At 68.3% G+C, this 25,651-nt stretch carries 25 protein-coding genes and 3 tRNA genes; 7 read left to right on the plus strand and 21 right to left on the minus strand.

Annotated elements, in window-relative coordinates:
- The first annotated feature begins 207 nt into the window (after positions 1-207).
- The gene (serS, locus tag PO78_RS16655; RefSeq protein ID WP_004310064.1) at positions 208-1,500 is read left to right on the plus strand and encodes a serine--tRNA ligase; all 1,293 of its coding nucleotides are present in this window, start codon (positions 208-210) and stop codon (positions 1,498-1,500) included.
- 109 nt (positions 1,501-1,609) lie between these two features.
- Here serS and PO78_RS16660 read toward each other — a convergent pair whose 3' ends face one another.
- Positions 1,610-2,608, minus strand: a complete 999-nt coding sequence (locus tag PO78_RS16660; RefSeq protein WP_043745311.1) for a DnaJ C-terminal domain-containing protein — start codon at positions 2,606-2,608, stop codon at positions 1,610-1,612.
- Positions 2,609-2,804: 196 nt separating this feature from the next.
- Between PO78_RS16660 and PO78_RS16665 the strand changes: the two genes are divergently transcribed.
- Entirely contained in the window at positions 2,805-3,644 is an 840-nt protein-coding gene (locus PO78_RS16665) for an alpha/beta fold hydrolase (RefSeq protein WP_012585182.1), read from the plus strand.
- 141 nt (positions 3,645-3,785) lie between these two features.
- On the opposite strand, the gene PO78_RS16670 is transcribed toward PO78_RS16665, so the two are convergent.
- From PO78_RS16670 to PO78_RS16705, 8 genes are all read right to left on the minus strand, one after another.
- Positions 3,786-3,862: transfer RNA gene (locus PO78_RS16670), tRNA-Arg, on the minus strand.
- Between the two features lie 42 nt (positions 3,863-3,904).
- Positions 3,905-3,981, minus strand: a tRNA-Arg gene (locus tag PO78_RS16675).
- A 62-nt stretch (positions 3,982-4,043) separates the two neighbouring features.
- Positions 4,044-4,133 (minus strand) — tRNA-Ser (locus tag PO78_RS16680).
- A gap of 140 nt (positions 4,134-4,273) precedes the next feature.
- On the minus strand, positions 4,274-4,624 hold the full coding sequence (locus tag PO78_RS16685; protein ID WP_187283041.1) for a carboxymuconolactone decarboxylase family protein: 351 nt from the start codon (positions 4,622-4,624) through the stop codon (positions 4,274-4,276).
- A gap of 126 nt (positions 4,625-4,750) precedes the next feature.
- Positions 4,751-5,560, minus strand: a complete 810-nt coding sequence (gene folE2, locus PO78_RS16690) for a GTP cyclohydrolase FolE2 (RefSeq protein ID WP_004310072.1) — start codon at positions 5,558-5,560, stop codon at positions 4,751-4,753.
- Between the two features lie 114 nt (positions 5,561-5,674).
- Positions 5,675-7,543, minus strand: a complete 1,869-nt coding sequence (gene dxs, locus PO78_RS16695) for a 1-deoxy-D-xylulose-5-phosphate synthase (RefSeq protein ID WP_004310074.1) — start codon at positions 7,541-7,543, stop codon at positions 5,675-5,677.
- A gap of 48 nt (positions 7,544-7,591) precedes the next feature.
- The gene (locus PO78_RS16700; protein WP_004310077.1) at positions 7,592-8,500 is read right to left on the minus strand and encodes a polyprenyl synthetase family protein; all 909 of its coding nucleotides are present in this window, start codon (positions 8,498-8,500) and stop codon (positions 7,592-7,594) included.
- A complete protein-coding gene (locus PO78_RS16705) occupies positions 8,497-8,751 on the minus strand; it encodes an exodeoxyribonuclease VII small subunit (RefSeq protein ID WP_004310079.1) in 255 nt (84 codons plus the stop codon). The genes PO78_RS16700 and PO78_RS16705 overlap by 4 nt, the downstream gene beginning before the upstream one ends.
- A 126-nt stretch (positions 8,752-8,877) precedes the next feature.
- Here PO78_RS16705 and PO78_RS16710 point away from each other — a divergent pair, with 126 nt between their 5' ends.
- Entirely contained in the window at positions 8,878-9,984 is a 1,107-nt protein-coding gene (locus PO78_RS16710; protein WP_004310081.1) for an aromatic ring-hydroxylating oxygenase subunit alpha, read from the plus strand.
- A gap of 195 nt (positions 9,985-10,179) precedes the next feature.
- Here the strand turns inward: PO78_RS16710 and ispH are convergent, their stop codons facing one another.
- The 7 genes from ispH to tsaE all read right to left on the minus strand — a co-directional run bounded on the left by ispH (position 10,180) and on the right by tsaE (position 17,898).
- Complete coding sequence (gene ispH, locus PO78_RS16715; RefSeq protein ID WP_004310083.1) at positions 10,180-11,118, minus strand: 4-hydroxy-3-methylbut-2-enyl diphosphate reductase; 939 nt, start codon at positions 11,116-11,118, stop codon at positions 10,180-10,182.
- A 32-nt stretch (positions 11,119-11,150) separates the two neighbouring features.
- On the minus strand, positions 11,151-11,579 hold the full coding sequence (locus PO78_RS16720; protein WP_004310084.1) for an FKBP-type peptidyl-prolyl cis-trans isomerase: 429 nt from the start codon (positions 11,577-11,579) through the stop codon (positions 11,151-11,153).
- Positions 11,576-12,064, minus strand: a complete 489-nt coding sequence (lspA, locus tag PO78_RS16725; protein ID WP_082047841.1) for a signal peptidase II — start codon at positions 12,062-12,064, stop codon at positions 11,576-11,578. Before lspA ends, PO78_RS16720 begins: the two co-directional genes overlap by 4 nt.
- A gap of 61 nt (positions 12,065-12,125) precedes the next feature.
- Positions 12,126-14,954 carry an isoleucine--tRNA ligase gene (gene ileS, locus PO78_RS16730; RefSeq protein WP_004310088.1) on the minus strand — a complete coding sequence of 943 codons (2,829 nt, stop codon included), beginning with the start codon at positions 14,952-14,954 and terminating at the stop codon, positions 12,126-12,128.
- A 44-nt stretch (positions 14,955-14,998) separates the two neighbouring features.
- Entirely contained in the window at positions 14,999-15,937 is a 939-nt protein-coding gene (locus PO78_RS16735) for a bifunctional riboflavin kinase/FAD synthetase (protein ID WP_004310090.1), read from the minus strand.
- A 93-nt stretch (positions 15,938-16,030) separates the two neighbouring features.
- The gene (locus PO78_RS16740; protein ID WP_043745319.1) at positions 16,031-17,428 is read right to left on the minus strand and encodes an N-acetylmuramoyl-L-alanine amidase; all 1,398 of its coding nucleotides are present in this window, start codon (positions 17,426-17,428) and stop codon (positions 16,031-16,033) included.
- Positions 17,368-17,898, minus strand: coding sequence for a tRNA (adenosine(37)-N6)-threonylcarbamoyltransferase complex ATPase subunit type 1 TsaE (tsaE, locus tag PO78_RS16745; RefSeq protein ID WP_004310094.1), 531 nt, complete (start codon positions 17,896-17,898; stop codon positions 17,368-17,370). Before tsaE ends, PO78_RS16740 begins: the two co-directional genes overlap by 61 nt.
- A gap of 15 nt (positions 17,899-17,913) precedes the next feature.
- Between tsaE and queG the strand changes: the two genes are divergently transcribed.
- Both queG and PO78_RS16755 read left to right on the plus strand, forming a co-directional pair.
- Positions 17,914-19,014, plus strand: a complete 1,101-nt coding sequence (gene queG, locus PO78_RS16750) for a tRNA epoxyqueuosine(34) reductase QueG (protein ID WP_043745322.1) — start codon at positions 17,914-17,916, stop codon at positions 19,012-19,014.
- A gap of 36 nt (positions 19,015-19,050) precedes the next feature.
- Entirely contained in the window at positions 19,051-19,251 is a 201-nt protein-coding gene (locus PO78_RS16755; RefSeq protein ID WP_004317769.1) for a SlyX family protein, read from the plus strand.
- 48 nt (positions 19,252-19,299) lie between these two features.
- Here the strand turns inward: PO78_RS16755 and PO78_RS16760 are convergent, their stop codons facing one another.
- Positions 19,300-19,593, minus strand: a complete 294-nt coding sequence (locus PO78_RS16760) for a cytochrome C oxidase subunit IV family protein (protein ID WP_004317766.1) — start codon at positions 19,591-19,593, stop codon at positions 19,300-19,302.
- A 10-nt stretch (positions 19,594-19,603) separates the two neighbouring features.
- A complete protein-coding gene (locus PO78_RS16765) occupies positions 19,604-20,131 on the minus strand; it encodes a cytochrome c oxidase subunit 3 family protein (RefSeq protein WP_004317764.1) in 528 nt (175 codons plus the stop codon).
- Between the two features lie 320 nt (positions 20,132-20,451).
- On the opposite strand from PO78_RS16765, the gene PO78_RS16770 reads away from it, so the two are divergent.
- Both PO78_RS16770 and PO78_RS16775 read left to right on the plus strand, forming a co-directional pair.
- The gene (locus PO78_RS16770; RefSeq protein WP_012585186.1) at positions 20,452-21,900 is read left to right on the plus strand and encodes a tryptophanase; all 1,449 of its coding nucleotides are present in this window, start codon (positions 20,452-20,454) and stop codon (positions 21,898-21,900) included.
- A 145-nt stretch (positions 21,901-22,045) separates the two neighbouring features.
- A complete protein-coding gene (locus PO78_RS16775; RefSeq protein ID WP_004317760.1) occupies positions 22,046-22,564 on the plus strand; it encodes a CreA family protein in 519 nt (172 codons plus the stop codon).
- Positions 22,565-22,664: 100 nt separating this feature from the next.
- On the opposite strand, the gene PO78_RS16780 is transcribed toward PO78_RS16775, so the two are convergent.
- The 3 genes from PO78_RS16780 to PO78_RS16790 all read right to left on the minus strand — a co-directional run bounded on the left by PO78_RS16780 (position 22,665) and on the right by PO78_RS16790 (position 25,608).
- Positions 22,665-23,141: a thioredoxin family protein gene (locus PO78_RS16780; protein WP_012585187.1), complete on the minus strand. Its 477-nt coding sequence runs from the start codon at positions 23,139-23,141 to the stop codon at positions 22,665-22,667.
- Positions 23,142-23,258: 117 nt separating this feature from the next.
- Positions 23,259-23,528, minus strand: a complete 270-nt coding sequence (locus PO78_RS16785; RefSeq protein ID WP_004317758.1) for a hypothetical protein — start codon at positions 23,526-23,528, stop codon at positions 23,259-23,261.
- A 112-nt stretch (positions 23,529-23,640) separates the two neighbouring features.
- Positions 23,641-25,608: a peptidase U32 family protein gene (locus PO78_RS16790; protein WP_043745326.1), complete on the minus strand. Its 1,968-nt coding sequence runs from the start codon at positions 25,606-25,608 to the stop codon at positions 23,641-23,643.
- Positions 25,609-25,651 lie beyond the last annotated feature (43 nt).

A 25,651-nucleotide genomic window follows, 5' to 3' on the forward strand; every position in this document is an offset into this window, starting at 1 on the left:
CTTTGTTGTCAACTCAAGGATAGTGGACCGATCCGCTTTTACAAGTTCGATAGAAATTCAGAACCAGAACCAAGTCGTTGATTAAGAAAGCCGATTTTGCGAAGCGCGAGGTCTTGTCGCGCAACCCCGCCATGTAATCAGTCGCCTGCGACGGTTTTCCGAGAATCCGCATCAACTTTTGCCGATCGCTTTTCAGGAACGTTTCCGATGCTCGATATCCAGCTTCTCCGCACCCAGCTCGACCACGTCGCCGCACGCCTCGCCACGCGCGGGATGCAGCTCGACACCGCCGCCTTCCAGGCCCTCGAGGACGAGCGCAAGCAGTTGCAGACCCGCACCCAGGAACTGCAGGCCCGCCGCAACGCGCTGTCCAAGCAGATCGGCATGCTCAAGGGCAAGGGCGAGGACGCCTCCGCGGTGATGGCCGAGGTCGCCCAGCTCGGCGACGGGCTCAAGGCCTGCGAGCAGGCCCTGCCGATGCTGCTCGAGCGCATCAACGCCTTCCTGGCCACCCTGCCGAACCTGCCGCAGGATGATGTTCCGGCGGGCGCAGACGAGACCGGCAACGTCGAGGTGCGGCGCTGGGGTACGCCGCGCGCCTACGACTTCGAGGTGCGCGACCACGTGGACCTCGGCGCTCCGCTCGGCCTCGACTTCGAGACCGGCGCCAAGCTGTCGGGCTCGCGCTTCGCCTTCCTGCGCGGTCCGGTGGCGCGCCTGCATCGCGCGCTCGCGCAGTTCATGCTCGACACCCACACCCGCGAGCACGGCTACACCGAGTGCTACACGCCCTACATCGTCAATGGCTCGGCGCTCTACGGCACCGGTCAGCTGCCCAAGTTCAAGGAGGATCTGTTCTGGGTGCTGCGCGGCGGCGACGAGGAGGGCCTCGAGCAGTACCTGATCCCGACCGCAGAGATCACGCTCACCAACAGCGTGCGCGAGGAGGTGCTCGCGCTCGAGAGCCTGCCGATCCGTCTTACCGCGCATAGCCCCTGCTTCCGCTCCGAGGCGGGCAGCGGCGGGCGCGACGTGCGCGGCATGATCCGCCAGCACCAGTTCGACAAGGTCGAGATGGTGCAGATCGTCGAGCCGGCGAAGAGCAAGGAGGCGCTCGAACAGATGGTCGGCCACGCCGAGGCCATCCTGCAGAAGCTCGAGCTGCCCTACCGGGTGATCACGCTGTGCACCGGCGACATGGGCTTCTCGGCTGCGAAGACCTACGATCTCGAGGTGTGGCTGCCGGCGCAGAACACATACCGCGAGATCTCCAGCTGCTCGAACTGCGAGTCCTTCCAGGCGCGTCGCATGCAGGCCCGCTTCAAGAACGCGCAGGGCAAGAACGAGCTGGTGCACACGCTCAACGGGTCCGGTCTGGCGGTGGGGCGCACCCTGGTTGCGGTGCTGGAGAACCACCAGCAGGCCGACGGTTCGATCGTGATCCCGCGGGCGCTGGTGCCCTACATGGGTGGCATCGAGCGCATCGAAGCGCCGCTCTGAGCGGCGATCGGCGGTTGGCGCGGGTCCGACCTTGCGGCCCGCGCCAGCCGCGTCCTGGCGGGGCCGTGCCGTGTGCGATGCCGTCCCGCTCCGCCGCTTGCGCCCGCGCTCAGTGCTCGTCCAGCCACACCGACTCCCAGCGCGCGAGCTCGGGGAAGTGGTGCTCGGCGCGCGCGGCGAGCGCGCGGTCGAGTTCGTCGATCAGGCCGTGCAGCGAGCGTTCGGGCGCGTGGGGGAGTTCGGGCTCGAACTCCACGACGAGGTCGCCACGTGCGCGCCGGCCGTGCGCCGGAAAGCCGGCGCCGGGTACGCGCAGGCTGCGCGGATGGGCGAGGCCGGGCTCGAGTTCGATGCTGCGCACGCCCGTCGGGTGGGGCACGCGCAGGGTCCCGCCGATCAGCAGGCGCAGCGCGCTGACCGGGCGGCGCAGCACCAGGTCGCGGCCCTCGCGGCGAAACAGCGGATGACTGGTGAGGCGGATCTGCAGGTGCAGGTCGCCAGCGCGATGGCGCGGCTCGGGGTGCGCTTCGCCCTCGCCGGCGAGACGCAGTTCGTCGTCGTCCACCACCCCGGGTGGAATGAGTACCTCGAGATGACGAGTCTGCATTTGTTCCCCGCTGCCGCCACAGCCGCCACACGGTCCCGTGTTGCGATAGCCCCGCCCCTCGCAGCCCGGGCAGCGCTCCAGCCCCGCAGGTCCGTGCAAGCGGCCCGAGCCTCGGCAGGGTGTGCATAGGCGGCTCACGCTGAGCTTCTCGATGCCGCTGCCGCCGCACAGCACGCAGGGGCTGCGGCGCTCGACCTCGACCGTCCGCCGCGCCCCGGTGAAGCTCTCCTCGATGCTGATCTCCAGTGTCTGCCAGCGGTCCGCGCCGCGCTGCGGCGGAGGCTGGGTGGCAGCCGCGTCCTCGTGTGCCTTCTCCTTGCCTTCGAGCAGGGCGGCGAGCAGGCGGTCGTGCGCATCGCGCAGCCGCCTGAACTGATCGGCGGCGGCGGGGTCGGGATTGCGATCGGGATGCCATCGCATGGCGAGCTTGCGGAAGGCGCGCTTGATCTGTTGCGCGCTCGCGCCGGCTGGCAGGCCGAGCAGTGCGTGGGTGTCGGACATGGACGAATGGGTGAGGACCGCGAGGGCATCAGCTTAACCGAGCTTGCCCGCGGATGCTGCGCCCGCACTTGACGGATCTCCCAAGGATGAAAGAATGTGGCGCCGTGTTCAATACGGAATCGTATGGCCTGGTGCTCCGGCAGAACTCGCCGGAGCGCGAACACGCGGAAAATGAATACATGGAGACGACGAAACGATGAGCCCAAGCCGAGCTTCCGAAACCCAGCCCCGCGACTCGTGGGTGCATCATCCGCAGGGGCGCATCTTCGCGCGGGAATGGACCCCGTCCGGGGCGGCCGGCGAGCGGCCGGCGAGCCCGATCGTGCTGCTCCACGACTCGCTCGGCTGTGTCGAGCTGTGGCGCGACTTCCCGGCGGAGCTGAGCGCCGCGAGCGGGCGCCGGGTGATCGCCTACGACCGCCTCGGGTTCGGCCGCTCGGATGCGCGCGAGGCGCTGCCGGCGCTGGACTTCATCGCCGAGGAGGCGCAGGCGTATTTTCCGGCGGTGCGCGAGCAGCTCGGCCTGGAGCGCTTCGTGGTGTTCGGCCACAGCGTCGGCGGCGGCATGGCGGTGAATTGCGCGGCTGCATTTGCCGGGGCCTGCGACGCCCTGATCACCGAGTCGGCCCAGGTCTTCCCCGAGGACCTCACCCTGAGCAGCATCGCCGAGGCCAAGGAGCAGTTCGTCGATGAATCGCAGCTGCAGCGCCTGGCGCGCTATCACGGCGACAAGGCGCGCTGGGTGCTGGATGCGTGGACCGAGAGCTGGTTGCATCCCGGCTTCGCGGCCTGGTCGCTGAGGTCGGTGCTGCCGCAGGTGCGTTGCCCTGTGCTGGCCATCCATGGCATGCATGACGAGTACGGCACGAGCGTGCACCCCGAGACGATCGGCGAGCTCTCCGCGGGCCCGGCGCAGGTGGCGATCCTGCCGGACACCTTCCACGTGCCGCATCGCGAGCGTCCGGCCGCGGTCATCGAACTCGTCTGCGCCTTCCTCGAGCCGGTGCGGCAGGGCGGGGCGGTGTGCGTGTCCTGAGCGGTCGGCGCGGTGCATCCGGGCGGGTCCCGGATGGGCCGCTCGGGTATCGGGCGGGGGCGCGCCGATGCGACGAGGAGGGACGGAAAAGGAGGACGAAAAAAAACGCCGACCCGGTGAAGAGTCGGCGTTTTTCGAAACTGGCGCGCCCGGAAGGATTCGAACCTCCTACCCCCTGGTTCGTAGCCAGGTACTCTATCCAGATGAGCTACGGGCGCGTTGCCGAAATCGTTTAGAGCCCGAAATCGGAAGGCTTTTTTTGGCGCGCCCGGAAGGATTCGAACCTCCTACCCCCTGGTTCGTAGCCAGGTACTCTATCCAGATGAGCTACGGGCGCTTCTTGCTGCACTGCGAAGAACCGGGATTATAACGACTGTTCCCGCAACTTCAAGTTTAAATTGGCGGAGAGGGTGGGATTCGAACCCACGGTAGGCTTGCACCTACGCCTGATTTCGAGTCAGGTACATTCGACCACTCTGCCACCTCTCCGCTCGAAGGTCGGCATTATAGTGTTTTTTTCCGGGAAGTGAACAGTTTTTTGCGGGGGGTAAAGTGAAGAGATCCCGTCGCCGGCCCCGACCCGGCGCATCGGGACGGGCAAGGCGGCCGCGGTCGGGCCCGGGCTGCGCTCACCTGGCCTGCGGCAGCATCTCCTCGTAGGCGCGCACCGCTTCCGCGGCGTACATCAGGGCCGGGCCGCCGCCCATATAGGTGCACACGCCCAGGGTCTCCATGATCTGCTCGCGGGTCGCGCCGAGGCGGATCAGCGCCTTGATGTGGAAGCCGATGCAGGCGTCGCAGCGCTGGGTGACGGCGATCGCGAGTGCGATGAGTTCCTTCTGCAGCTCGCTCAGCACGCCGTCCTGCAGCGAGCTCTTGGCCATCGCGCCGAAGCCCTGCATGGTCTCGGGGATCTCCTTGCGCAGCGTGGCGAGCGCCTTGGAGACATCGCTCACGATCTGGACGTGGGACTTGGACATCATGCGTTCTCCTATTTCAGAAAACGCTTATCTTACTCCGCCGACGCGCTTGCGACCATCGCGTCGCGGCGCCGGGCGTGCGTGCCCGAGCGCACCCGCGACACGGCCCCGCTAAAGGGGCGGGGGTCAGGCCCCGCCGCGCTTGTCGCGCTCGATCAGCGCGTAAGCGGAGTGGTTGTGGATCGACTCGAAGTTCTCGGACTCGACCACGTAGGCGTCGATGCGCGGCTCGCGGTTCAGCTGGCCGGCGACGTCGCGCACCATGTCCTCGACGAACTTGGGGTTGTCGTAGGCGCGCTCGGTGACCCACTTCTCGTCGGGGCGCTTGAGCAGGCCGAAGACCTCGCACGAGGCCTGGGCCTCGACCATCTGCACCATCTCCTCGATCCACAGGTGGTCGTTGAGCACCGCGGTGACGGTGACGTGAGAGCGCTGGTTGTGCGCGCCGTACGCGGAGATCTTTTTCGAGCATGGGCACAGGCTGGTCACCGGCACCACGACCTTCATGGTGAACTCGTAGGCGCCGCCCTCGCCGATGCTGCCGATGAAGCAGACCTCATAGTCCATCAGGCTCTGCACGCCGGACACCGGCGCCGTCTTGTTGATGAAGTAGGGGAAGCTCATCTCGACGTGGCCGGTCTCGGCCTCGAGGCGCTCGACCATGGTGCGCAGCATGGGCTCGAAGTTCTCCACCGAGATCTCGCGCTCGCGGCCGTTGAGGATCTCGATGAAGCGCGACATGTGGGTGCCCTTGAAGTTGTGGGGCAGACCAACGTACATGTTGAAGCTGGCCACCGTGTGCTGCACGCCGCCGCGCTTGTCGGCGACCTTGATGGGGTGGCGGATCGACTTGATGCCGACCTTGTCGATCGCGATCCGGCGGCTGTCGGCGCTGCTCTGCACGTCCGGGATGGCGATTGCGTTGGGGGTGTTCATGGGCAGGTTCCCTGCGGGTGGTCGGGGGAATGGGCGTGCCGGAGCCGCCAGCAAAGTGCAATCGTGTTGCACTTTGCTGGCGATCTTATCTTTCCCGACAAAAATGCTCAACCTTTAGGCGCGCTCCGGGGCTCCGGTCGCGCGTGCGATGCTGGCGAGGATGCCGTCCTGATCGAGGCCGACCGAGGCGAGCAGTTGTGCTTGGTCGCCGTGGTCGATGAAGTGGTCGGGCAGGCCCAGGCGCAGCACGCGTGGGCGCGTGGCGAGGCCGTCGACGAGCCGTGAGACCTCGGCGCCGGCGCCGCCGATCACCGCGTTCTCCTCGAGGGTGACGATGAGGTCGTGGCTGGTGGCGAGTTCGGCCACCAGCTCGACGTCGAGCGGCTTGACGAAGCGCATGTTGGCCACCGTGGCGTCGAGCGTCTCGGCGACCTCGCGCGCCACTCCGAGCAGGCTGCCGAAGGCGAGCAGGGCGATGCCGCGGCCACGGCGCACGACCTCGCCCTTGCCGATCGGCAGGGCGCGCATCTGTGCCCGGGGCGCGGTGCCGTTGCCGCCGCCACGCGGATAGCGCACCGCGCTCGGGCCCGCATGCTGCACCGCGGTGTAGAGCATCTGGCGGCATTCGTCCTCGTCTGAGGGCGCCATCACCACCATGTTGGGCACGCAGCTGAGGAAGGAGAGGTCGAAGGCGCCATGGTGGGTCGCGCCGTCGGCGCCCACCAGGCCGCCGCGGTCGATCGCGAACACGACCGGCAGGTTCTGCAGCGCGACGTCGTGGATGAGCTGGTCGTAGGCGCGCTGAAGGAAGGTCGAGTAGATCGCCACCACCGGCACGAAGCCCTCGCAGGCCAGCCCGGCGGCGAAGGTGACCGCGTGCTGCTCGGCGATGCCGACGTCGAAGTAGCGCTCGGGGAACTCCTGCGCGAAGCGCACCAGGCCCGAGCCCTCGCGCATCGCCGGGGTGATGCCGACGATGCGCGGATCGGCCTTGGCCATGTCGCACAGCCAGTCGCCGAACACCTGGGTGTAGGTGAGCTTGCCACCGCCCTTGCCGGTCTGGATGCCGGCGGTGTGATCGAACTTCGACACCCCGTGGTAGAGCACCGGGTCGGCCTCGGCGAGCTTGTAGCCCTGGCCCTTGCGGGTGATCACGTGGAGGAACTGCGGTCCCTTGAGCTTGCGCAGGTTCTGCAGGGTCGGAATCAGTGCGTCGAGGTCGTGGCCGTCGATCGGACCGTAGTAGTGGAAGCCGAACTCCTCGAACAGCGTGCCCGGGCCGATCATGCCCTTGGCGTACTCCTCGACCTTGCGCGCGAGCTCGGCCACCGGCGGGGCGACGCCGAGCACCTTCTCGCCGACCCGGCGCGCGGTGTTGTAGGTCGAGCCCGACATCATGCGGGCGAGGATCTTGGTGAGCGCCCCCACCGGTGGCGAAATCGACATCTCGTTGTCGTTGAGGATCACCAGCAGGTTGAGGTTCTCCATGTCGCCGGCGTTGTTGAGGGCCTCGAAGGCCATGCCGGCCGACATCGCGCCGTCGCCGATCACCGCGATCGCGTGGCGGTCCTCGCCGCGTGCGCGCGCCGCCACGGCCATGCCGAGCGCAGCCGAGATCGAGGTGGAGGAGTGTGCGGTGCCGAAGGTGTCGTACTCGCTCTCGCAGCGCCGCGGGAAGCCGGAGATGCCGCCGAAGTGGCGCAGCCCGGTCATCGCCTCGCGGCGGCCGGTGAGCACCTTGTGGCCGTAGGTCTGGTGGCCGACGTCCCACACGATGCGGTCGTGAGGGGTGTTGAAAACGTGGTGCAGCGCGATCGTCAGCTCGACGGTGCCGAGGTTGGAGGACAGATGGCCGCCGGTCTTCGATACCGACTCGATCAGGAAGGCGCGCAATTCGGAGGCGAGGGCGCCGAGTTCGCGGCGATCGAGTGCACGGACGTCGGCGGGACAGCCGACGCGTTCCAGGTTCGGGTAGGGGGCCATGGGGGATCCGGCTTTTGGGTTGTTCTTGGGGGCCGCAGTCAGGCGCGATCAGAAGGCGCGATGCACGATGTAGTCCGCGAGCTGCTCCAGGCGCAGCGCACGCGCGCCGAAGGGGCGCAGGCTGGCGCGCGCCTCGTCGAGCATCTCCTCGGCGAGGCGGCGGGCGTCGACCAGGCCGAGCAGGCTCACGTAGGTCGGCTTGTCGTTGTCGGCGTCCTTGCCCGCGGTCTTGCCCAGCGTGGCGGTGTCGGCCTCGGCGTCGAGGAGGTCGTCGACCACCTGGAAGAGCAGGCCCACGACCTTGGCGTAGTGGTCCAGGCGTGCGTGCTCGTCGGCACCCAATGTGCCGCCGGCACGCGCGCCGAGCAGCACCGCGGCGCGGATCAGCGCCCCGGTCTTGTGGATGTGCATGAACTCGAGCTCTTCGCGCCCCAGCCGCTTGCCCACCGAGGCGAGGTCGATCGCCTGGCCGCCGGCCATGCCGCGCGAGCCTGACGCGATGGCGAGCTGGTTCAGCATCGCGAGCTGGTTCGCGGGGTCCGTGCCGAGCGGACGCTCGGCGAGCACCTGGAAGGCCAGCGTCTGCAGCGCGTCGCCGGCGAGCAGGGCGGTGGCCTCGTCGAACTCGACATGCACGGTAGGCTTGCCGCGACGCAGCACGTCATCGTCCATGCAAGGGAGATCGTCGTGCACCAGCGAATAGGCGTGGATCAGCTCGACCGCGCAGGCGATGCGGTCGAGGTCCTCGGCAGCGGCGCCGGCGAGTGCGCCGGCCGCATGCGCGAGCAGCGGACGCACGCGCTTGCCACCGCCGAGCACCGCGTAGCGCATCGCCTCGTGCAGGCGATGCGGGGCGATCGCGGCATCGGGCAGCACGCCGGCGAGCGCGACCTCGGTGCGCTGCTGGATCTGCGCCGTCCATTCGGAGAAGGAGGGGAGCTTGCTGTCTGTGTTCATGCGCCTGCCTCGTCGCCGTCGCGGGTCGGTTCGGTCGGGAAATCGGTGAGGCCGTCGCCTTCGAGCATGCGCACGCGCTGCTCGGCGTCGCTGAGCGTGGTCTGGCAGTGACGCAGCAGGCCGACGCCACGCTGATAGCGCGCGAGGGCATCCTCGAGCGGCAGATTGCCGGATTCCATTTCCTGGACAATGGCCTCGAGCTCGGAGACCGCCGCTTCGAACGACTTGGGGGAGGATGCCGACTTTGGCATGGATCGATATCTGGCGCGGCAAAAGCGGAAAAATAACCGAAGGCGGGTATGGCGGTCAAACGGGGGGTGTCTTACACTAAACCCTTTATTTTTCCGGATTTCTTGTCCGCAAGAGGAGGTTCGGGGATGTCCGACATCGCTTCCAAGGCTCGACTGGCCCAGGCAGCCTCCCAGCTGCCTGTCTCGTGGTACTTCGACCAGCAGGTTTTCGAACTGGAGAAGAAACTCCTCTTCGATGCCGGTCCGGGGTACGTCGGCCATGAGCTGATGGTTCCCGAGGTCGGCAACTACCGCTCGCTGGAGTGGCTCGACCACGCCAAGCTGCTGTTCCGCACCGAGGCGGGTGTGCACCAGATGTCCAACGTCTGCCGCCACCGCCAGGCGATCATGCTGCAGGGCAGCGGCACGACCAAGCTCGTGGTCTGCCCGGTGCACCGCTGGACCTACGACCGCCAGGGCAACCTGCTCGGCGCACCGCACTTCCCCGAGAAGCCCTGCCTGGGCCTCAGGCGCGACGAGCTCGAACGCTGGAATGGCCTGCTTTTCAAGGGCCCGCGCTCGGCGAGCGCCGACCTTGCCGGGATGCAGGTGGCGGGCGAATTCGATTTCTCGGGCTACAAGCTCGACAAGGTCGAGGTCCACCATTGCAATTACAACTGGAAGACCTTCATCGAGGTCTATCTGGAGGACTATCACGTCGTGCCCTTCCACCCCGGACTGGGCAACTTCGTGACCTGCAAGGACCTGAGCTGGCAGTTCGGCGACTGGTATTCGGTACAGAAGGTGGGCATCACCTCGCTCGCCAAGCCGGGCTCGGAGACCTACGCCAAGTGGCACAAGGCGGTGATCGACTACTACGGCGAGAAGAAGCCGACGCATGGTGCGATCTGGCTCACCTACTACCCGAATGTGATGGTGGAGTGGTACCCGCACGTGCTGGTGGTGAGCACGCTGATTCCGACGGATGTGGATAAGACGACCAACGTGGTGGAGTTCTACTACCCGGAGGACATCGTCGAGTTCGAGCGCGAGTTCGTCGAGGCCGAGCAGGCCGCCTACATGGAGACTGCGATCGAGGACGACGAGATCGGCGAGCGCATGGATCGCGGCCGGAGGGCGCTGCTGAAGGAGGGGCGCAACGAGGTCGGCCCCTACCAGTCGCCCTTCGAGGACGGCATGCAGCATTTCCACGAGTTCTACCGGCGCATCATGGAGCCGCACATCGGCGGGTGAAGCGGAGAGAAGCGAGGCGCGACCTGCGGCTCGCGCATTCCATCACGCGCGGCGCCGATTCAAGGCGCCACGATCGCGACTTGCGTCGCTCCCACAGGAAAGTACACGCGACTCGACCGCCAAGTACACGCGACTCGACCGCCGCCTTGCAGAAGCGACGCAAGGCGCGATTCTCTCCCGCCTTGCTCCGAAGCTTCAGCGCGGGTCCTGCAACTCCTTGGGCAGCGCGAAGGTCACGCGCTCGGGCACGCCGTCGAGGTTGCGCACCGCGCCGCCGCTCAGTTCTTCCAGGCGCGCGATCACCTCGGCCACCAGCACCTCGGGCGCCGAGGCCCCCGCGGTCACGCCGATGCGGCGCTTGCCCTCGATCCAGGCGGGGTCGATGCCGGCGGCGTTGTCGATCAGGTAGGCGGGCACGCCGCGCAGCGCGGCGACCTCGCGCAGGCGGTTGGAGTTGGAGCTGTTCTTCGACCCGACCACGAATACCACGTCCGCGTACGGGGTCATGAACTTCACCGCGTCCTGGCGGTTCTGCGTGGCGTAGCAGATATCGTCCTTCTTCGGGCCGACGACCCGGGGGAAGCGGGTGCGCAGGGCATCGACGATCGCGGCCGCGTCATCCACGGACAGCGTGGTCTGGGTCACGTAGGCGAGCTGTTCTGGGTCGGCCACCTGCAGGCCGGCGACGTCGGCCGGGGTCTCGACCAGATGGATGCCGCCGTCGACCTGGCCCATCGTGCCCTCGACCTCGGGGTGGCCCTTGTGACCGATCATGACGATCTCCTTGCCCTGGTCGCGCATGCGCGCCACCTCGACATGGACCTTCGTCACCAGCGGGCAGGTGGCGTCGAAGACGCGCAGCCCGCGGCGCTCGGCTTCCTCGCGCACCGCGAGCGAGACGCCATGGGCCGAGAAGATCACCGTATTGCCGGTAGGGACCTCGTCGAGTTCGTCGACGAAAATCGCACCCTTGGCGCGCAGGTCGTCCACGACGAACTTGTTGTGCACGACCTCGTGGCGCACGTAGATCGGCGCGCCGTAGCGCTTCAGGGCGCGTTCGACGATCTCGATCGCGCGCTCGACCCCGGCGCAGAAGCCGCGCGGGTTGGCGAGCAGGATTTCCTTGTCGTTCATCTTTCGTCTCTGTGGGGTGTCGCGGGCGGCGCTCAGGAGATTCCGATCACCTGCACCTCGAAGCGGATCGCCTTGCCCGCCAGCGGGTGGTTGAAGTCGATCAGCGCCGACTGCGCGTCGATCTCGCGCACCAGGCCGGAGTAGCGTGAGCCATCGGGTGCGGTGAACTCCATGATGCTCATCGCTTCGATCTCCTCGTCGGGCATGTGTTCGCGCTTGACGCGCTCGACCAGCTCGTCGCGATAGGGGCCGAAGGCTTCGTCTGCCGCCAGTTCGAAGATGTGGTGGGTGCCCGGCATCAGGCCGATCAGCAGCCGCTCCATCGCCGGCAGCATTTCGCCGGCGCCCAATTGCAGCGTGGCGGGGGTGGCGTTGAAGGTGCTGATCAGCGGCTGGCCGCTCGGCAGCGAGATGCGGTAGTGCAGGGTGACGAGGCTGTTGGCCTGGATCGCTTCGCTCAAGATGGTGCTCCCGGTCGGGGCGGGTCGCCGGCTTTGGGGCCAAAGAACTGGCCCCAGAGCATCATCGCGACACCCACGGTGATGGCCGAGTCGGCCAGGTTGAACGCCGGCCAGCTCCAGCCGGCGTAGTGGAAGTGCAGGAAGTCGACCACCGCGCCATGCACGAGGCGGTCATAGACGTTGCCGAGCGCACCGCCGATGATCAGGGCGAAGGCGGTCGGCAGCAGCTTTTCGTGGCGATGGTGGTGCATCAGCGTCAGCAGCCAGGCGCTGATGCCGAAGGCCAGTATGGTGAAAAACCAGCGTTGCCAGCCGCTGTGGTCGGCGAGAAAGCTGAACGCGGCGCCCGTGTTGAACACCAGCACCAGATCGAAGAAGCCTGTGATCGGAATCAGCTCGCCGAGGCGCAGATTCGCCATCACCATCTGCTTGGTGACCTGGTCGAGCACGCCGACCACCACGGCGAGGATCAGCCAGGGCAGCATCAGAGACAGCGCACTGCGCGCGTGCGGCGTCGGGTAAGGTGTCGTCATCGTGCGGACTGCCTCAGGCATGGGCGCGGGTTTCGCCTTCGCCGAACAGGTTGCTCGCACAGCGCCCGCACAGGGTGGGGTGCTCGGCGTCGCTGCCGACCGTGTCGACGTAGTGCCAGCAGCGCTCGCACTTCTGCGCCGCGCTCGGGGTGGCGACGACGCGCTCGTCCTCGGCGCGGGCCACCTCGGACAGGGTGGCCGCCGAGGTCATGGTGACGAAGCGCAGGTCCTCGCCCAGGCTGGCCATCGCGGCGAACTTGTCGGCGGTGAGCGCGAGCTCCAGTTCCGCCTGCAGCGAGGCGCCGACCTTGCCTTCGGTGCGCAGCGCCTCGATGACCTTGAGGCCTTCTGCACGCACGGCGCGGATGGTCTCCCAGCGCGCGATCAGCCCGGCTTCGCCTTCCTGCGCGGGAAGGGCGTGGAAGGTGTGCAGCATCACGCTATCCTGCGTACCCTCGTCCTTGCCGGGGTGGATCACCGTCCAGGCCTCCTCGGCGGTGAAGGACAGGATCGGCGCCATCAGTTTCAGCAGCGTCTGCGTGATGTGCCACAGCGCGGTTTGCGCGGCGCGACGCGGCAGGCTGCCGGCGGCGGTGGTGTACAGGCGATCCTTCAGGATGTCGAGGTAGAAGGCGCCCAGGTCCTCGGCGCAGAACACCTGCAGCGCCTGCACGACGCGATGGAACTCCATCTTCGCGTAGTCGGCCTCGGCCTGCTGCGCGAGCTGGCGGGTGAAGGCGAGCGCGTAGCGGTCGATGTCCAGCCACTGTTCGAGCGGCACCGCGTCCGTGGCGATGTCGAAGTCGGCGGTGTTGGCGAGCAGGAAGCGCAGGGTGTTGCGCACGCGGCGATAGACCTCGACCACGCGGTCGAGGATTTCCTTCGAGATCGACAGCTCGCCGGAATAGTCGGTGGACGCGACCCACAGGCGCAGGATCTCGGCGCCGAGCTTGCCGGTGACCTCCTGCGGCACCACCACGTTGCCGAGCGACTTGCTCATCTTGCGGCCGGCCCCGTCCACCGCGAAGCCGTGGGTGAGCAGGCTGCGGTAGGGGGCGTGGCCGTCGATCGCGCAGCCGGTGAGCAGCGAGGAGTGGAACCAGCCGCGGTGCTGGTCGGAGCCTTCCAGGTACATGTCGGCACGCGGGCCTTCGGGGTGGCCGTCGTTGTGCGAGCCGCGCAGCACGTGCTTGTGCGTGGTGCCGGAGTCGAACCAGACGTCGAGCGTGTCGCTGATCTTCTCGTACTGCGCGGCCTCGGCACCGAGCAGCTCGGCGGCATCGAGCTTGAACCAGGCCTCGATGCCCTCCTGCTCCACGCGCAGCGCGACCTCCTCCATCAGCTCGACGGTGCGCGGATGCAGCTCGCCGGTCTCCTTGTGCAGGAAGAAGGGGATCGGTACGCCCCAGTTGCGCTGGCGCGAGATGCACCAGTCGGGGCGGTTGGCGATCATCGCGTGCAGGCGCGCCTGGCCCCACGCGGGGTAGAACTTGGTGGCCTCCACGGCGCGCAGCGCGCGCTCGCGCAGTGTGGAGCCGTCGGCGGCGACCCTGTCCATGCCGACGAACCACTGCGCGGTGGCGCGATAGACGAGCGGCGTCTTGTGGCGCCAGCAGTGCATGTAGCTGTGGGTGATCTTGCCGTGCGAGAGCAGGGCGCCGACCTCGGCGAGCTTGTCGACGATCGCCGGGTTGGCCTTCCAGATGTTCATGCCGCCGAAGAAGGGAAGGTCGGACACGTACTGGCCGCCGCCCGTCACCAGGGACAGGATCTCGTCGTTGCTGCGGCCGTACGCGTGCCACGAGTTGAAGTCGTCCACGCCGTGCGCTGGCGACGAGTGCACGATGCCGGTGCCGGCGTCGATGCCGACGTATTCGGCGAGATACACCGGCGAGACGCGGTCGTAGAAGGGGTGGCGGAACTCGATGCGTTCGAGCGCCGCGCCCTTGGCGGTGGCGATGATGGTGCCTGCGAGCTGGAAGCGCTGCAGCGCGGATTCGACGAGTTCCCTGGCGAGCACGAGCAGACGATCGCCGACATCGACCAGCGCATAGTCGAACTCGGGGTGGGCGTTGAGCGCCTGGTTGGCGGGGATGGTCCACGGGGTGGTGGTCCAGATCACCGCGGCGGCGGGCTTGTCGAGCCTGGCCAGGCCGAATGCGGCGGCGAGTTTACGCAAATGAGTGCCGGCGTCCGCGTCGGATACCGGGAACGCGACATCGATCGTCGGCGAGGGCTTGTCGGCATATTCCACCTCGGCCTCGGCCAGCGCCGAGCCGCAGTCGAAGCACCAGTTCACCGGCTTCAGGCCCTTGAACACGTAGCCGTTCTTCGTCATCTCGGCGAGCGCGCGGATCTCGTTGGCTTCGTTGGCGAAGTCCATCGTGCGGTAGGGGTTGTCCCAGTCGCCGAGCACGCCGAGGCGGATGAAGTCGGCCTTCTGGATCTCGATCTGCTCGGCGGCGTAGGCGCGGCACAGCTCACGCACGCGGTCGGCGGGCAGGTTCTTGCCGTGCGTCACCTCGACCTTGTGCTCGATCGGCAGGCCGTGGCAGTCCCAGCCTGGAACGTAGGGCGCGTCGAAGCCGGCCAGCGTCTTCGAGCGCACGATGATGTCCTTGAGGATCTTGTTCAGCGCGTGGCCGATGTGCAGGCTGCCGTTGGCGTAGGGCGGGCCGTCGTGGAGCACGAACTTGGGCCGGCCGGCGCTGGCCTTGCGGATGCGCTGGTAGAGCTTCTTCTGCTGCCAGTCGGCGATCCAGTTCGGCTCGCGCCTGGGCAGGTCGCCACGCATCGGGAAGGGGGTGTCGGGCAGGTTGAGCGTCTTGCGGTAGTCGGCCATGGCGGGATCGGAAGTCGGTGGGATCGGCGGGGTTCGTCGGGCCTTCAGGCGGGCAGGGGGTTCGCGGCCAGCCAGTCGCGGGCCGTCTGGCTGTCGAGGGCGATCTGCGCGCGCAGCGCGTCGAGCGAGGGGAATTTTTGCTCGGCGCGCAGGCGATGCAGGAAATGTACGCGGATGTGGGCGCCGTAGCAGTCCTGCGTCCAGTCGAAGAGGTGGACCTCGAGGCGGGCGCGGCCGTTCGCGGTCGCGGTCGGGCGCAGGCCGATGTTGGCGACGCCGGCCACCGGGCCGGATGCGAGGCCTTCGACGCTTACCACGTAGACACCGCCCAGCGCCGGGCGGCGGTGCTTCATCTGGATGTTCGCGGTCGGGAAGCCGAGCTGGCGGCCGAGCTTGTCGCCGTGGCTGACGCGACCGGCGATGCTGTAGGGGCGGCCGAGCAGGCGCGCGGCGTGGGCGAGGTCGCCCTCCGCGAGCGCGGCCCGCACCGCCGAGCTGGACACCCGCTCGCCCGCGACGGCGAGCGTGGGCATGGACTCGACCCCGAAGCCGCCCTCGGCGCCGGCCGCGCGCAGCATCGCGAAGTTGCCCTGGCGGCGGGCGCCGAAGCGGAAATCGTCACCGATGAAGAGATGGCGCACGCCGAGGCCGCGCACCAGGATGTCGTCGATGAAGGCCTGCGCGGGCTGAGCGGCGAAGCGAGCGTCGAAGCGGCAGACGTGGCAGCGGTCGACGCCGGCGGCGGAAAGCAGCAGCAGCTTCTCGCGCAGCGAGGCGAGGCGGGCAGGGGCGTCGGCGGGGCTGAAGTATTCGCGCGGGTGCGGCTCGAAGGTGAGCACCACCGCCGGCAGGCCGAGCGCACGGGCCTTGTCGGTGAGCAGCGAAAGCAGCGCCTGATGGCCGAGATGCACGCCATCGAAGTTGCCGATGGTGAGCACCGCAGCCGTGTCGGCCTGCTCGGGAATCCCGCGGTGAACCTGCATAAGCGCCTGAAAAAGCCGCGATTATAGCGGCAAAGCCCGCTATTGCGGGCCTTGCGGGCAGACTTGCTCGGGATGCGGGCGGTGCGCTCGCCCTCAGTCGAGCCGCGCCACGCGGGTCGGCCCGCTCGGGGCGTGCTCCTCGAAATAGCGCTTGACGCCGCGCATCAGCGCCATCGCCATCTTGTCCTGGTAGGCCTCGTCGTTGAGACGGCGCTCTTCCTGCGGGTTGCTGATGAAGGCGGTTTCGACCAGCACCGAGGGGATGTCGGGTGCGCGCAGCACCGCGAAGCCGGCCTGTTCCACCTCGGGCTTGTGCAGCCGGTTGATGGTGCCGAGCTCGCCGAGCATGGCGCGCCCGAGCTTGAAGCTGTCGTTGATCGTGGCGGTCTGCGACAGGTCGAGCAGGGTGCGGGCGATGTGGCCGTCCTGGCGGGCGAGGTTGACGCCGCCCACGAGGTCGGCATCGTTCTCCTTCTGCGCCAGCCAGCTTGCCGCCGAGCTCGAGGCGCCGCGCTCGGAGAGCACATAGACCGAGCTGCCGTTGGCCTCGGGGCGAACGAAGGCGTCGGCGTGGATCGACACGAAGAGATCGGCGCGCACCCGGCGGGCGCGCGCCACGCGCTGGTGCAGCGGCACGAAGTAGTCGCCGTCGCGCGTGAGCACCGCGCGCATGCCGGGCATGGCGTCGATCTTGCGCTTGAGGCGTTGCGCGATCGACAGCGTGACGTCCTTCTCGTAGCTGCCGCCACGACCGATCGCGCCCGGATCCTCGCCACCATGGCCGGCGTCCAGCACCACGGTGTACAGGCGATCGACCGCCGGCTCGTTACGCTTGCCGCGGCGCACCGGCTCGCGCGGCTCCTCGCGCGCCACCGCGGCGGTGTTGCCGCCGGCGTCGCCCATCGCGGCGTCCATCGGCGAGTCCTTCATGATCAGCGCCATCAGCGGATCGTGGGCCTCGGTCGGGTGCAGGTCGAGGACGAGGCGGTGGCCGTAGTTGCCCACCGGGTCGAGCGTGAACACCTGCGGGTTGATCGCCGCCTTGAGCTCGATCACCACCCGCACCACGCCCGGCCGGTTCTGCCCGGCGCGGATCAGGCGGATGTAGGGGTCGGAGTCGAGCACCTTCGAGGGCAGGGACTGCAGCACGCTGTCGAGCTGCACGCCCTCGAGGTCGACCACCAGGCGCTGCGGGTCCTCGACCAGCATGTGGCTGTGGCGCAGGCGCGAGGAGCCCTCGAGGGTGATGCGGGTGTATTCGGCCGAGGGCCATACGCGCACCGCGAGCAGGCTTGCCGAACTCGCCAGCCCGACCGGGCTCACCAGCATGGCGAGCGAGGCGCCGGCGAACTTGAGCAGGCCGCGGCGATCGATGCGCCCCGCTGCGAAGGCCTCGGCCGCGGCGGCAAGCCCCGGAGTCTGGCCGAGACTCAGGTCGTCCCGGGCGCCGGGTCCGCGCCCCGCAAAGCTTTCACCAGTCCGATCACGCATGTTCGCCCCGCTTCCGTGTTTGCGCTGATCGCCACATCCCGCCCGGATTCACCGGCCTGCAGGACGATTTCGACGTCGGGAGAGGGCAGATGGGGCGAGGCCTTGTCCGGCCATTCCACGATGCAGACGCCCTCACCGGCGAAGTATTCGTCCAGCCCCGCGTCGAGATATTCGTCGGGCGAGGTGAAGCGATAAAAATCAAAGTGATATAAGTTTAAGCTAGAAACCACGTAAGGTTCAATCAAGGTGTAGGTCGGACTCTTCACCTTGCCCTCGTGGCCGAGCGCGCGCAGCAGGCCGCGGGTGAGGGTGGTCTTGCCGGTGCCCAGGTTGCCCTGCAGCCAGATCTGCAGTCCGGGCGCGAGAACGCCGGCGAGCGCGCCGCCAAGCGCCACGGTGGCCGCCTCGTCGGGCAAATGCGCCTGCAGGCGCGCGCCGTTATCATCGGCAGTCTGGATCGACTCGATCATCGGGACCTCTGACAAATGGAAACAAAATTGCCGGCGCCGGACGGGGCGGCGGTCGACGGGACCGTCCTCGACGGTGCGGCACTTGTTGCGCGGATCAGACAGTGGGGGCGCGAACTCGGCTTCGACGCGGTCGGCGTGGGCGGGGTCGATCTCGCCGACGCCGAACCCGGCCTGGTCGCCTGGCTGGAGGCCGGCTTCCACGGGGACATGGATTATATGGTGCGCCACGGCATGAAACGCGCGCGCGCCGCCGAACTCCTGCCCGGCAGCGTGCGCGTGATCAGCGTGCGCATGGGCTACTGGCCGGATGCCGCGCCGGCCATGGACGTGCTCGGCGACCCCGAGCGCGCCTATGTGTCGCGCTACGCGCTCGGCCGCGACTACCACAAGCTGGTGCGCAACCGCCTGCAGAAGCTCGCCGACCGCATCAGCGCGGAGGTGCCGCACCAGTACCGCGTGTTCACCGACTCGGCGCCCATCCTCGAAGTCGAGCACGCCAGTCGCAAGGGCCTGGGCTGGCGCGGCAAGCACACCCTGCTGCTCGATCGCACCGCCGGTTCGTGGTTCTTCCTCGGCGAGATCCTCACCGACCTGCCGCTGCCGGTGGACGCGCCGGTGGCGTCGCACTGCGGGCGCTGCACGGCCTGCATCGACGCCTGCCCCACCGGCGCCATCGTCGCGCCCTACCGGCTCGACGCACGGCGCTGCATCTCCTACCTCACCATCGAGCTGCACGGCGCGATCCCCGAGGAGCTGCGCCCGTTGCTCGGCAACCGCATCTACGGCTGCGACGACTGCCAGCTCGTGTGCCCGTGGAACCGCTTCGCCCAGCTTGGCCGGGAGCCCGATTTCGCCCCCCGCCAGGGCCTCGACGACGCCCGGCTGGCCGAGCTCTTCGCGTGGACCGCGGCGGAGTTCTCCGAGCGCACCGCCGGCAGCCCGATCCACCGCATCGGCCACGCGCGCTGGCTGCGCAACATCGCGGTCGCGCTCGGCAACGGCCCGGCGACGCCCGCCGCGCGCGCGGCCTTGCAGGCGCGCGCGGACGACGAGGATGCGGTGGTGCGCGAGCACGTCGCCTGGGCGCTCGCCCGCCTGGCCGCCGCCGCCGGCTAGAATGCGCGCCCGCAAACCGATTCAGGACCGCCCGCCATGGAAGAGCGCATCGTCGTGCTGGAGACCAAGCTGATGGCCGCCGAGGACCTCCTCGACGAGCTCAACCGCACGGTCTGGCGCCAGCAGCAGGAACTCGACCTGCTGCGCCAGCATCTGCATCAGCTCGCCCAGCAGGTCAAGACCCTGCAGCCGGGCGACCCCCTTCGCCCCGAAGACGAGATCCCGCCGCACTGGTGAGCGCGGCCGGCTTGCACGAGGCGGCGGCCTGCTGCGCCGTCGGCCGGCCTAGCCGAGCAGCGCGCCGGTGAGGCTGGAGAGGGTGTCGCCGAAGGCGGTGGTGAGGATGACCAGGATCGGCATGCCGTGGCAGAAGGCGAGCACGGCCCGGCGGATGCGCGGGTGGGCTTCGTGGAGCTCGAGGAAGTAGTTGCACACCAGACGCAGCTTGATCGCCATCACCAGCGACACGCCCACCGCAACCAGCACGGCGTTCGCGTCGGAACGGGCGATGCCCGCGCCGCCCACGCTGAGCAATACCAGCATCAGCCAGGCGAGATCGATCTTGCGTTCGGGGCTCATGCGGGTTTCCTCATCCGAGCAGGTAGAAGAGCGGGAAGATCATCAGCCAGATCATGTCGGTGACGTGCCAGTAGCAGGCGAAGGCCTCCAGCCCGCTGTGCTCTTCGGGGGTGTAGGCGCCCAGGCCCGTACGCGCGATCACCCACATCATGCCGAGCAGGCCCCAGAACACATGCACCAGGTGGGTGAAGGTCAGGTAGTAGTAGCTGACGATGAATACCCCGGCGCTGCCGTCGAGCCCGAGCGCAAAGTTGCGCTGCAGCTCGAAGATCTTGATCGCCGGGTAGCCCAGCCCGAACACGAAGCCGGCGAGCATCCAGCGCACCGTCGCGCGTCGGTCGCCGCGTCGCATCGCGTGCAGCGCGCGCGCCACGCACCAGCCGCTGGTGAGCAGCATCAGGGTATAGCCGGTGCCGGCCAGCAGCGAGAGCCGCTCGGGGCCCGCCTGGAAGGCTTCCGGGTGGTGGGCGCGGGCGATGAAGAAGACCGCGAACAGCAGCGCGAACTCGGTGATCTCGCAGAAGATTCCCACCCACATCGCCTTGCTGCCGGGGATGCGCCCCGCGGCCGCCTGCGGCGGTCGGGGAGCCAGGGTCGGGACTGGAGCGGTCGGGGAGAGGGGCACGGCAAGGGTCACGGCGGGGCGGGCGGCGCAGGGCCGCGTCGATGAGGCACTGAGCGCAAGTCTGCCAGCCTGGCCGCTTGCTTCCCTTGATTCCGCTCAGGAAGTGCGCGCGATGGCGGAATCATGTTTCCGTTCGCGTCAACGACTCTTGCGCTGCATCAACATCCGCTGATCCCCGTCGTGGTCCGATGGCGGCCTTCATCCACGCAAGTCGCACGAGGAGGCAGCCCGTCATGGCGAAAGTGAAGTTCTTCGGAGAAGAGTCGATCCCGCTCGAGATGCACAAGGTCCGCATCGTCCAGAAGCTGAACCTGCCGCCGGTCGAGCGCCGGCTCGAGGCGATCACCGAGGCGGGCAACAACACCTTCCTGCTGCGCAACGCCGACGTGTTCATGGACATGCTCACCGACAGCGGCGTCAATGCGATGAGCGACCAGCAGCTGGCGGCGATGATGATCGCCGACGACAGCTACGCCGGCAGCGCCACCTACACCCGGCTGGAGAACAAGCTGCACGAGATCTTCGGCATGCCCTTCTTCCTGCCCGCCCACCAGGGCCGCGCGTGCGAGAACATCCTCGCCCAGGTGCTGGTGTCCCCGGGCTCGGTGGTGCCGATGAACTACCACTTCACCACCACCAAGGCGCACATCACGCTCAATGGCGGCAAGGTCGAGGAGCTCGTCGCCGACGTGGGCCTCGAGGTGGTCAGCGTGCATCCCTTCAAGGGCAACATGGACGTCGCCAAGCTGCGCGACGTGATCGGCCTGCACGGTGCCGACAAGATCGCTTTCGTGCGCATGGAGGCCGGCACCAACCTGATCGGCGGCCAGCCCTTCTCGGTGCAGAACCTCGCCGACATCCGCAGGGTGTGCGACGAGTTCGGGCTGATGCTGGTGATGGACGCCAGCCTGCTCGCCGACAACCTGCACTTCATCAAGGAGCGCGAGGAGGCCTGCAAGGGCCTGAGCATCCGCGACATCACCCGCCGCATGGCCGACCTGTGCGACGTGATCTACTTCTCCGCGCGCAAGCTCGGCTGCGCGCGCGGCGGCGGCATGTGCATCCGCAGCGAGGAGCTGTACCGCCGCATGCGCGGCCTGGTGCCCCTCTACGAGGGCTTCCTGACCTATGGCGGCATGTCGGTGCGCGAGATGGAGGCGCTCACCGTGGGCCTCGAGGAAACCATGGACGAGGAGGTCATCAACCAGGGTCCGCAGTTCATCGGCTTCATGGTCGACGAGCTCGTCAAGCGCGGCATCCCGGTGATCACCCCCGCCGGCGGCCTGGGCTGCCACATCAACGCGATGCAGTTCGTCGACCACATCCCGCAGGCGCAGTACCCGGCGGGCGCGCTCGCCTCGGCGCTCTACCTCGCCGGCGGCATCCGTGGAATGGAGCGCGGCACGCTTTCCGAACAGCGCGAGCCTGACGGCAGCGAACTCTTCGCCAACATGGAGCTGGTGCGCCTGGCGCTGCCGCGGCGGGTGTTCACGCTGTCGCAGGTCAAGTACGCGGTGGACCGCCTCGAGTGGCTGTACGCCAACCGGCGCCTGATCGGCGGCCTGGTGTTCACCGAGGAGCCGGAGATCCTGCGCTTCTTCTACGGCCGCCTCGCGCCGGTTTCCGACTGGCAGAACGAACTCGTCGCGCAGTTCCGCAAGGACTTCGGCGACAGCCTCTGACGCCGTCCGGCGGCGCCGTCAGGCGCGGAGCCGCCGGGCGCCAAAGGCACGATGCCGCGGCATGCCGCCCGGATGCGGACGCGCGCATCCCGGTGGTGTCTTGGGGGTGCGATAATGTCGGTCTCGCAGCCTTCTGGAGGCCTTCATGCTGAAGTCCCATGCGGTACTTGAATCGCGTCGTCCGTCGCTGTCCGCCTCGGTCGCAGCCGCAGTGCTCGCGCTGGGTGTCGCCCTGCCCGGAGTGGCCGTGGCCGAGACGGTGGGCCACGTCGACACGGCGTTCAAGCTGATCGGCCGCAACCACCAGGTCGTGGTCGAGGCTTTCGACGATCCCTCCGTCAAGGGCGTGGCCTGCTACGTCTCGCGCGCGCGCACCGGCGGTCTCAAGGGAACCTTCGGCCTCGCCGAGGACACGTCCGACGCCTCGGTCGCCTGTCGCCAGGTCGGCGACATCTCCTTTTCCGGTCCGCTGCGCGAGCAGGAGGAGGTGTTCTCGCAGAGCGCCTCGATCCTGTTCAAGAAAGTGCGCATCGTGCGCATGGTGGACCCGAAGCGCAACACGCTGGTCTATCTCGTCTACAGCGACAAGCTGATCGAGGGCAGCCCGCAGAACAGCGTCACCGCCGTGCCGGTCCCGGCTGCGCTCGCCATCCCGCTGCGTTGAGCGCCCCGCACGCGAGGCCTATGCGCGGTGCGCCGCGCCGGCTTGCGGCTGCAGCGAAGGCGCGAACCCATGCGGAGGCGCGGGTGCGCATGTCGGCGCCTCAGCCGCCGCCCGGCTGCGACAGGCGGCGCGCGAGTGCTCCGATCTCCGCCGCCAAGCCCGGCGCGGCGCGGGGTGCTGCGGCGGCGAAGGTCTCGATCAGGCGCGCCACCACGCTCTCATGCGGCAGGCTGACGCCATAGTGCAGCGCGACGCCGGCGCGGAACAGCGCCAGGGTAGGGAAGTTCTCCACGTCGAGATCACCGACGAGTTCGGCATCGTCTTCCACGTCCGCCCAGGCGAAAACGACGTCGCGCCTTGCCTCGGCGAGGCGCTCGAGCGTGGGGCGGAACTCGCGGCAGGTGCCGCACCACTGCGCGCACAGTGCGAGCACCACGAGGGGGGCGTCGGTCGCAGGCTGTGCGGCGAGCTGGTCCACCGGCAGGACCCGGGTGGGCGAGGCGGCGGTCGTGGCAGAAACGGTCGGCTGCGCAGGCGCGCCAGCGGGTGCGCCGCAGGGCGTGGCTCCGGAAGGCATGGGCGAGGAGCGCCCGGACTCCGCGGTGGAGGGGGCGGAAGACGCGGAGGGCTCGGCTGCGGGGGGGACGGGCGTGGCGTTCATGGCTCGGGCTTGGCGCCCGCCCGCGCGTGAGGCTCAGGCCGGGCAGACTTCCTGCATGCTGCACTTGGCGATGCCGAATTCGGTCTCGACCAGCAGCGGATAGGCGGCGCCGCCGAAGCGGCCCGAACTCGCGATGTTATAGCCGATCACGCTTCCGGGCACGCGTCCGACGAGCACGCGACAGCCGATGCGGAAACCGGCGCCGATCGCGTGGCGGATCGCACGTTCGGCGGTGTCCAGGGCGGAACGGGCGCCGGCGGCCTTGCGGCGACCCTCGAGGACGGTGAGCGAGCGGGGGTACATGGTCTCCTCCTGCTGGGCGATTGGCGGAACGCCGTGATTTAACGTTGACGTTAACGTTAAATCCGCTCCACATCAAGAGCCTTGTCCACCGGCGCGGGCGGGACGGCGGGGGTCAGCGCACGGAGGCGTTGGTCTTGCGCTGGGGTACGAAGCTCACCTTGTGCGCCACCACGGTGTCGCGCATCTTCGCCACGTGGGGACGCAGCGCGCCGATGACGTGCATCTCGCAGCGCTTGCAGTCGAACTTCAGCGTCAGCGTCTCGTCGCCATTGACCAACTGCATCGGGTCGGGGCGGATGCCCTTGACCTCCTTCGGACACAGATTGAAGCTGTAGCGCAGGCAGTGCTTGGTGATCATCAGCGAGACGTCGTCGCGCTCCTCGTTGGCCTCGTATGCGGCGTCGATCAGCTTGACGCCGTGGCGGGCGTAAAAGGCGCGCGCCTTGTCGTTCGACACGTTGGCGAGGTAGCTCAGCGCGTCCTGCGGGTAGGGCACCGGCGGCTCGACCGGCGCGGCCCGCAGCGGGCGGGCGTGGGCCGCGAGGCGGCCGGCCTCGAGCCGCTCCACGGCATCGCGGCGCAGCGCATTGAGCTGTCCGGCGGGCAGGAAGGGCGCGGCGGGCAGGTCGAGCACGAGCTCGCCTGCGCTGAAGATCGTGTTGCCCAGCTTGCCGAGGTGCTCGCGCAGGGTGGCGAGTGCACGCTCGGCGTTCTGTGCCGGCTCGAAGGCGGCGGCAAGCGTCGCGGTGACGGCGACGCCGTCCTCGTCGGTCAGGGTCAGCGCGAAGCCGTCGTGGGTGGCGGCGAAACGTGCATCGACACGGATGCGGCGCTCGGCCGACTTCTTCCCCAGCGCGCGCTCGAATTCGTGGTCATGGTTGCGGAACAGCGAGGTGCCGGGGACCAGGTCGGTCGGCAGGGGGTCGGCAGGGAAGATGCGGTCGATGCCTTCGCCGCCGCCGTCCGCCTCGGCGCGGTTCACCCGCAGGCCGGTGAGCTCGCCCTTGGGGTCGTACCAGGTCAGGCCGTCGGCGTTGTGGATCGGCGCCGCGCGCTCGACGTCGAAGAACTTGCGCCCCTTGGTGTCGATCTTCTTTACGCGGCCGATGGGCTCGCCGACGAACTTGGGCGATTCGAACGCCTCGATGCCGTGGCGGCGATCGTTGGTGAAGTAGTCCGTGTAGCCGCGGTTGAAGGTCTTGTCGGCCTGCGGGGTGAAGAAGAAGAAGGTGCGTCCGCTGGAGGCGCGGCGATATCGGGCGCCGTCGGTGTCCGGGTGCTCGAGGATCTCGTCGATCAGCGTGCGGTAGTGCGCGGTGATGTTCTTGACGTAGGAGAGATCCTTGTAGCGGCCCTCGATCTTGAACGAGCTTACCCCCGCGGCGGCGAGCGCGCGCAAGTTGGCGCTCTGGTTGTTGTCCTTCATCGACAGCATGTGCTGGTTGCTGGCGACGGTGTGGCCGTCCTTGTCCTTGAGGTCGTAGGGCAGCCGGCAGGCCTGCGAGCACTCGCCGCGGTTGGCGCTGCGCCCGGTGTGCGCGTGGCTGATGTAGCACTGGCCGGAGAAGGCCACGCACAGTGCGCCGTGCACGAAGTATTCGAGCTGGCAGGTGGTGGCCGCGGCGATCTTCTTCACCTCGTTCAACGACAGCTCGCGCGCCAGCACGATCTGCGAGAAGCCCACGTCCTGCAGGAAGCGCGCCTTGCTCGCGTCGCGGATGTCGGTCTGGGTGCTGGCGTGGAGCTGGATCGGCGGCAGGTCGAGCTCGAGCAGGCCCATGTCCTGCACGATGAGCGCGTCGACGCCGGCATCGTACAGTTGCCAGATCAGCTTGCGCGCCGGCTCGATCTCGTGGTCGAAGAGGATGGTGTTGGTGGCGACGAAGACCTCGGCGTGATAGCGGTGGGCGTGCTGCACGAGGCGCGCGATGTCCTCCACCGAGTTGTCCGCGGAGGAGCGCGCGCCGAAGGCCGGGCCGCCGATGTAGACCGCGTCCGCGCCGTGGTCGATGGCCTCGATGCCGAAGTCGGCGGTCTTGGCGGGGGCGAGGAGTTCGAGGGTGTGGCGGTCGATGCTCATCGGTGGTTGAAGTGCGCAAGCGCTTGATTGGAAAGGCCGCGAT

The organism is Thauera sp. SWB20, assembly GCF_000831325.1.
Lineage (GTDB): Bacteria > Pseudomonadota > Gammaproteobacteria > Burkholderiales > Rhodocyclaceae > Thauera > Thauera aminoaromatica.